Here is a 7,365-nt window from a genome sequence, read left to right on the forward strand (position 1 = left end):
TGCCGCCAAGCGGGCGTATCAAAACGGGGCGCTTGGAAAAGGAGAATAGCAATGGACTTGAACAAGTTCACCGAGCGGGCACGGGGATTCGTGCAGGCCGCGCAAACGATTGCGCTGCGCGAGGGGCACCAGAGGCTGGAGCCCACACATATACTCAAGGCATTGATGGATGACGATCAGGGGCTGGCCAGCAACCTGATCACCCGCGCAGGCGGCGCGCCGAACCGCGTGGTCGAGGCGCTGGATGCCGCGATGGGGAAAATTCCCAAGGTCAGCGGCGACGCGAGCCAGATTTACATGGACGGCCAGACCGCCAAGGTTCTGGACGAGGCCGCCAAGATTGCCACCAAGGCGGGTGACAGCTTTGTGCCGGTCGAACGCGTGTTGATGGCGCTGTGCATGGTGAAATCCAAAGCCAAGGAGGCGTTGGAGGCCGGGGCCGTATCTGCCCAGAAACTGAACGAAGCGATCAACGACATCCGCAAGGGCCGCACCGCTGACACTGCGTCGGCGGAAGAGGGCTATGACGCACTCAAGAAATATGCGCGCGACCTGACTGAGGCGGCGGCTGAGGGCAAGATTGACCCGATCATCGGGCGGGATGAGGAAATCCGCCGCTCGATGCAGGTTCTGTCGCGCCGCACCAAGAACAATCCGGTTCTGATCGGGGAACCCGGCGTCGGTAAAACCGCGATTGCCGAGGGCATGGCCCTGCGCATCGTCAACGGCGACGTTCCGGAATCGCTGAAAGACAAAAAGCTACTCGCACTCGACATGGGCGCGCTGATTGCTGGTGCGAAATACCGTGGTGAGTTCGAAGAACGCCTCAAGGCGGTTCTGACGGAAGTGACCGAGGCTGCCGGTGAGATCATCCTGTTCATTGATGAGATGCACACGCTGGTCGGTGCCGGTAAATCCGACGGCGCGATGGATGCCGCGAACCTGATCAAGCCAGCGCTTGCCCGTGGTGAGTTGCACTGTATCGGCGCGACCACGTTGGATGAATACCGCAAATACGTCGAAAAAGACGCGGCCCTTGCGCGCCGGTTCCAGCCTGTGATGGTCACCGAGCCGACGGTCGAAGACACGATCAGCATCCTTCGTGGTATCAAGGAAAAATACGAGCTGCACCATGGCGTGCGCATCTCGGACTCGGCACTGGTCTCGGCGGCGACCCTGTCGCATCGCTATATCACCGACCGGTTCTTGCCCGACAAAGCCATCGATCTTGTTGATGAGGCCGCGTCGCGCCTGCGGATGGAGGTGGACTCCAAGCCCGAGGAGTTGGATCAACTCGACCGCCAGATCCTGCAGATGCAGATCGAGGAAGAAGCGCTGAAGCTTGAGGATGATGCGGCCTCCAAGGATCGTCTGGAAACCTTGCAAAAGGATCTGGCCGATCTGCAGGAGAAATCCGCCGAGATGACTGCTCAGTGGCAGGCCGAGCGCGACAAGCTTGCGGGTGCGCGGGATCTGAAAGAACAGCTCGACAAGGCGCGCGCCGATCTTGAGATTGCAAAGCGCGAAGGCAATCTGGCAAAGGCGGGGGAACTGTCCTACGGCATCATCCCCGAGCTTGAGAAACAGCTGACCGAGGCCGAGAACGCCGAAAGCAACGCCATGATGGCCGAGGAAACGGTGCGCCCGGAACAGATAGCCTCCGTGGTCGAACGCTGGACGGGTATTCCGACCGCCAAAATGCTGGAAGGTGAGCGTGAGAAGCTGCTGCGGATGGAAGACGATCTGCATTCCCGCGTGATCGGTCAGGATGCGGCGGTGACTGCTGTCGCCAACGCCGTGCGTCGCGCGCGGGCTGGTCTAAATGATGAGAACCGCCCGCTGGGCTCGTTCCTATTCCTCGGGCCGACCGGCGTGGGTAAGACCGAACTGACCAAGGCCGTTGCGAATTTCCTGTTTGACGACGACAACGCGATGGTGCGCATCGATATGTCCGAGTTCATGGAGAAACACGCGGTTGCCCGTCTGATCGGTGCCCCTCCGGGCTATGTCGGCTATGATGAGGGCGGCGTGCTGACCGAAGCCGTGCGGCGCAGGCCCTATCAGGTTGTGCTGTTTGACGAGGTCGAAAAAGCGCACCCGGATGTGTTCAACGTGCTGTTGCAGGTTCTGGACGATGGCGTGCTAACCGATGGTCAGGGCCGCACCGTGGACTTCAAGCAGACGCTGATCATCCTGACGTCGAACCTTGGCTCTCAGGCGCTGAGCCAACTGCCCGAAGGGGCCGACAGTGCGCAGGCGCGACGCGATGTGATGGATGCGGTCCGGGCGCATTTCCGGCCCGAGTTCCTGAACCGTCTGGACGAGACCATCATCTTCGACCGGCTCAAGCGGGCCGACATGGATGGCATCGTCGATATCCAGATGGCACGCCTGCAGAAACGTCTGGCGGCACGGAAGATCGAACTGGCGCTGGATGATGGGGCCAAGGAATGGCTGGCGAATGAAGGCTATGACCCGGTCTTTGGCGCCCGCCCGCTGAAACGCGTGATCCAGCGCGCCCTGCAGAACCCGCTGGCCGAGGCCTTGCTGGCCGGTGAGATCAAGGACGGCGAGACCGTTCCGGTCACCGCAGGGTCGGACGGGCTGATCATCGGCGACAGGCTGGGCACGTCAGATCGCCCGCGCCCGAATGATGCCGTGGTGCATTGATCCAACAGAAACCAGAAGACCCGCCCTATCGGCGGGTCTTTTTCTTCGGAACTAGCCTCTGCGACGCACCAGTATTCCACGGCTTGTCCGGGATGGTGGGCCCGCAGGGAAAGCGTATTCGCGTTCGCATTCAAATCCTGCCTGGTCCAAAAGCCCTAGTATCTCATCCCTGCCGAACGTGCGGTGCCGCCATTGCAGCCAGATGATCGCATTGCACCAATGCGGCTTTGATACCACAAGATACAACCGACCGCGGGGGTGCAGAAGATCGCGTATGTGTTCAAGCGCGCGCATGGGGTCCGGGCAGTGTTCGATCACATGCGCCGCCAGCGCCACATCTGCAGGTTCAAGATCGACGGAACCGAGCAGCCCTTGTGCAATATTTGGCTCAACACCCCTTACGCGCAGTGCATTTTGGCCTTGCGCCAGCATGATGGGGCTTGGCTCAAGCAGCGTCATGTTTCCGGGCGGTCCATGAATGGCAACCCAGGCCTCTGCGAATGATGCGGTTCCGGCACCGACATCGACAACGCGCGCCTCATGCTGCGGTGTGCGTTGGCCTGCCGAAAGAAATCCCAGATACGCGTCATAGTAACCAAGGACGCGCATCTTATCCCGCCATTTCGGCGCGGCGGAGTCATAGCGCAGGGTGGTATCCGTGGTCGTCCTGTCCATTGGGTGGTGTGTCCTCGGCGCCCAAGACCTGTGAGGTACGTAACAGGTGACTGGCCCGCCGGTCTGACGCGCCAGTTTCCTTGTGCGTTGGAAATGTCAGATCAACGCAAATATCCGCGCCGGGCCGCCAGTGCCCCCTTTATGCTTGGGCGCGCCGATGACCAGCGTTGCGCCCGAGGCAGGCACGCGGTCCAGATTGGCCAGACACTCGATCCCGAACCGGCCCGAGGGCAACCAGGCATAATGGGTGGCGAAATCGGCGGACATGCCGTGATCCAGCGACAGCGTATCGACGGCAATCGAGCGTGCTCCGGTATCCTCCATCAGCATCTGGGCGGCTTCGACGTGGAAGCCGGGATAGTGCTGTGCCTCACCGTCGAAATTGCGGAACTCGTCCGTGGCCGTCTTGCCCGCCCAGCCTGAATGCATGGCAACACAGGCCCCGTCGGGAATGTCGCCATTGGCAGCAATCCAGGCTTTCAGATCATCCGGGGTGACGCGCGTATCCGCATCCTCGGCCGCGCGGGCGGCAATGTCGACGACGCATAAGGGGGCAACCAGATCGGTGACCGGGATTTCATCAACCGACAGGCCATCTGCCGAAAAATGCAGGGGGGCGTCGATATGCGTTCCCGTGTGCTCGTTTATGGACAGGTTGAACAGGTTGAAGCCGTGTTCGCCAAAGTTAAAGACCTGCTCGGCTGAAATGCCCGGATCGCCGCCCCAGGTCGGAAACTCGGGGCTCAGCGTGTGGGTCATATCCTCGACCCCGCCATGACCCGCCGCCAGTGCTGCTGGAACGGTCGCGGCTGTTGCGGTGGCCGCTATTCCGCTGGCTGCGGCGGCTTTGAAAAAGCTGCGTCGCGACAGCATCCTGTCCTTGACGGCATTCATTACACAGATGTCACACATTCGTCTTCCTCCCGTTGCGGCAGATAGGCCGATTTACTGGCCCCGCTCCCGCGTTGGGATACGGCACCTGCCTGACAGAGTGCCGCGCCGTCTGTGCGCTTGTAAAGATCGCTGCCGTTTCAGGGGCGGGACTGACGGCTTTTGCGCAAGGCCCGCAAGTCTTCGGCAGACATGCGCGGCCCTGTACTGGATGGCGGCGGTGGGGCTGGTTTTGCGTCAAATTTGGTCGGATCGATAGGGGCAAACGGATCTGCACCGCCGCCCAGCCGAAGATGGGCCAAGACCCCACCGGCGCATTGCAGGCTAAAGCTCCAAAGCGCGACCACCAGATAGACGACGATAATTGCAGCCAGCGACCAGTCAAAGCGAAACGGTTCGCTGCCGTCCAACATTGCCTCGATTTCCATCAGATAGGTTTCGAGCGAGCCCGTGGCTGTCAGAACCAGAAACAGCGCAAAGATCACAAAGTAGAACACGACAATGGACAGGTAGCTAAGCGCGACGATGCCGAACAGCTCCCAGAAAGACGATCCGAAATGCAGAAATGGCGTATAGGGGCGATTGTCGGGATCCCGCCCGATCGAGGCTGATGCCATGGGCACCAGCAGGCTGGCCCGGATCGCGCATACAGCGACAAAAGGAAGGACCGAGATGGCAATCAGCGTCTCGGGTCTTGCCACAATATTCAGAAGGTCCTCGCTGTCGAAGGTACCAAGGCCCAGGCTGGCCGGCGACATCATCAGGCCCGAGAACCCAAAGACCGGAACGGATGCAATCCCGATCACCATGGCTTCGGCCGCACCATAGGCAAGCGCAGGCACAATCAGTGCCTTATAACCGTGGCTTGGGCGCATATGTTTGGATTGAAACCCGAAACGGGCCCCGACCAGAATCGGAATCACGCTGGATGAGGCGCTGATCAGAAACAGTATCAGCAAGAAGGCTCCGGGCGCGATGAAACCGATCAGACCGCCGATCAACCCGCCGACCAACCCGTAAAGAAGCAATCCGATGACCAGAATCGGAAATGTCAGGACAAACCGCCAAAGAATCGAAAAGGACAGGGCGAAGGATTGAAAAACAAGCATAGGGGGCAATCTGATCAACCAATGGATGTGACCGGCCTATCGAATTGCGCGTCTCCGGGCCAGAGGCTTTTTGACCTCATGACCCGACGCCCGTGTCTTCCGGTTGCACCCATGCCTATGGGGGGTCCAGTATTGATCACGCGGAACGTTACAATCCGTTCGCTCAATCGTTACGCCTGTTTCCTTGGCTCTGTGCTATCAGCGCATTACGTCACCTTTGACGCTGAAACTTGACGGAGATCCAAATGGCGCATCGCTGGACCAACACTTTGACACATGCCGATGTCACCCCCCGGGCGGCATTTCTGAACCGGCGGCAGGTTATGGCTGGGCTGGCAGGTGTCGGACTGACCGCGATGGCACGGCCCGCAGCGGCGCAGGAGGCTTTGAAGCCGAACACCTGGGAAGAGATCACCAGCTATAACAATTTCTACGAATTCGGGACCCGCAAGGATGATCCGGCGAAATACGCTCATACACTGGTGACCGAGCCGTGGAGCGTGCAGATCGACGGTTTGGTTGACCGCCCCGGCACCTATGACTTTCAGGACATCCTGTCCGAGATGACCATCGAGGAACGCATCTACCGCTTCCGCTGTGTCGAGGCCTGGTCGATGGTCATTCCGTGGAACGGGTTCGAACTGGCCGATCTGCTGAACATGGCGGGCGTGCAGGAAGGTGCTAGATATGTGGCGTTCGAGACCGCCTATCGCCCGGACGAAATGCCCGGCACGCGCTTCCCGATCCTCGAATGGCCCTATCGCGAAGGGCTGCGTCTGGATGAGGCGATGCACCCGCTGACCATCATGGCGACCGGCATCTATGACCGCCCGATCCCGAACCAGAACGGCGCGCCATTGCGTCTGGTGGTGCCGTGGAAATACGGGTTCAAGTCGATCAAGTCGATTGTGAAGATCACCCTGACCGAGGATGAGCCGCCCACCAGCTGGAACATGTCCGCGCCGCGCGAATACGGGTTCTATAGTAATGTGAACCCGAATGTGGATCATCCGCGCTGGTCGCAGGCCTCGGAACGTCAGATCGGTGGCGGGCTGTTTGCAAAGCGCGTCCCGACGCTGATGTATAATGGCTATGAACAAGAGGTCGCCAGCCTGTACGAAGGCATGGACCTGAAAGAGAACTACTGATCAGATGCAGGCGGTGAACCAGATACTGCGCAAGATCCCTGTTTGGGCGATCTATACCTTGGGGGCATTGCCTGCCCCCTGGTTTCTGTATCTGGCCCTGACCGGCGGATTAGGGGTCGAGCCGATCAAGGCGCTCGAACATGAGTTGGGCGAACTGGCCCTGCAGCTTTTGATCCTTGGTCTGGCTGTCACCCCACTGCGTCAGCATCTCGGCCTGAACCTCATCAAGTTCCGCCGTGCGATCGGGGTTCTGGCCTTCGCCTATGTCGCGCTACATCTGCTGGTCTGGCTGGTGCTGGACGTACAATTGCCCAGCCAGATCTGGGCGGACATTGTCAAACGCCCCTATATTACCGTCGGCATGGCGGGGTTTGCCCTGCTGTTGCCCCTGGCTGTGACATCGAATAACTGGTCGGTGCGCCGACTGGGTCCGCGCTGGCGCAAACTGCACAAGCTGGTCTACCCGGCGGTTCTGCTGGGCGGGGTTCATTATGTCATGTTGGCCAAAGGCTTCCAGCTTGAGCCGCTTCTCTACCTTGCCGCCATTCTCGGCCTGCTGGCGTTCAGATTGCCACTGTCAGGTCTCTTGACGCGCGCAAGACAGGCCGATTCCGCCTGAGTCTGAGCCGAGTCTGTGGGTAACCACGTGAATAACATCACAGCGCCCCTGATTCCTGCGATGTGATGCGTGTTGGTGTGCCACATCTGTAGCTCAATGCCTTTCTAACTTATTGTTTTTAAGCGATAAAATGAGATTTCTAAGTTTTTTCGCCGTTTTCTGATTTTTCTGCTTGCGGCTATGAAAGGTTATGCTTAGAACGCCCTTCACCGGCGCTGCTGAGGCGCTCGGGACGCGGCGGGAGCGGCGGAGA

General features: G+C 59.7%; 6 protein-coding genes. 3 read left to right on the forward strand and 3 right to left on the reverse strand.

What is annotated here, in order from left to right; all coding sequences use genetic code 11:
* The first annotated feature begins 51 nt into the window (after positions 1 to 51).
* Entirely contained in the window at positions 52 to 2,670 is a 2,619-nt protein-coding gene (gene clpB / locus ACR0KJ_RS18915) for an ATP-dependent chaperone ClpB (protein WP_480627406.1), read from the forward strand.
* 51 nt (positions 2,671 to 2,721) lie between these two features.
* Here clpB and ACR0KJ_RS18920 read toward each other — a convergent pair whose 3' ends face one another.
* From ACR0KJ_RS18920 to ACR0KJ_RS18930, 3 genes are all read right to left on the reverse strand, one after another.
* Positions 2,722 to 3,345, reverse strand: a complete 624-nt coding sequence (locus tag ACR0KJ_RS18920; RefSeq protein ID WP_480627407.1) for a class I SAM-dependent methyltransferase — start codon at positions 3,343 to 3,345, stop codon at positions 2,722 to 2,724.
* Between the two features lie 96 nt (positions 3,346 to 3,441).
* Positions 3,442 to 4,257: a cyclase family protein gene (locus ACR0KJ_RS18925; protein ID WP_170456687.1), complete on the reverse strand. Its 816-nt coding sequence runs from the start codon at positions 4,255 to 4,257 to the stop codon at positions 3,442 to 3,444.
* A 119-nt stretch (positions 4,258 to 4,376) separates the two neighbouring features.
* Positions 4,377 to 5,345: a hypothetical protein gene (locus tag ACR0KJ_RS18930; protein ID WP_170456685.1), complete on the reverse strand. Its 969-nt coding sequence runs from the start codon at positions 5,343 to 5,345 to the stop codon at positions 4,377 to 4,379.
* Between the two features lie 245 nt (positions 5,346 to 5,590).
* Here ACR0KJ_RS18930 and msrP point away from each other — a divergent pair, with 245 nt between their 5' ends.
* Positions 5,591 to 6,493, forward strand: coding sequence for a protein-methionine-sulfoxide reductase catalytic subunit MsrP (gene msrP, locus ACR0KJ_RS18935; RefSeq protein ID WP_170456683.1), 903 nt, complete (start codon positions 5,591 to 5,593; stop codon positions 6,491 to 6,493).
* A 4-nt stretch (positions 6,494 to 6,497) separates the two neighbouring features.
* The gene (gene msrQ / locus ACR0KJ_RS18940) at positions 6,498 to 7,112 is read left to right on the forward strand and encodes a protein-methionine-sulfoxide reductase heme-binding subunit MsrQ (protein ID WP_170456681.1); all 615 of its coding nucleotides are present in this window, start codon (positions 6,498 to 6,500) and stop codon (positions 7,110 to 7,112) included.
* Positions 7,113 to 7,365 lie beyond the last annotated feature (253 nt).

The sequence above is a fragment of the Ruegeria sp. AD6 genome (assembly GCF_056542325.1).

Excerpts from the sequence above, each read along its gene's own strand:
- clpB (WP_480627406.1), top strand. The coding sequence starts at position 52 with ATGGACTTGAACAAGTTCACCGAGCGGGCACGGGGATTCGTGCAGGCC.
- ACR0KJ_RS18920 (WP_480627407.1), bottom strand. The coding sequence starts at position 3,345 with ATGGACAGGACGACCACGGATACCACCCTGCGCTATGACTCCGCCGCG.
- msrP (WP_170456683.1), top strand. The coding sequence starts at position 5,591 with ATGGCGCATCGCTGGACCAACACTTTGACACATGCCGATGTCACCCCC.
- ACR0KJ_RS18930 (WP_170456685.1), bottom strand. The coding sequence starts at position 5,345 with ATGCTTGTTTTTCAATCCTTCGCCCTGTCCTTTTCGATTCTTTGGCGG.
- msrQ (WP_170456681.1), top strand. The coding sequence starts at position 6,498 with ATGCAGGCGGTGAACCAGATACTGCGCAAGATCCCTGTTTGGGCGATC.
- ACR0KJ_RS18925 (WP_170456687.1), bottom strand. The coding sequence starts at position 4,257 with ATGTGTGACATCTGTGTAATGAATGCCGTCAAGGACAGGATGCTGTCG.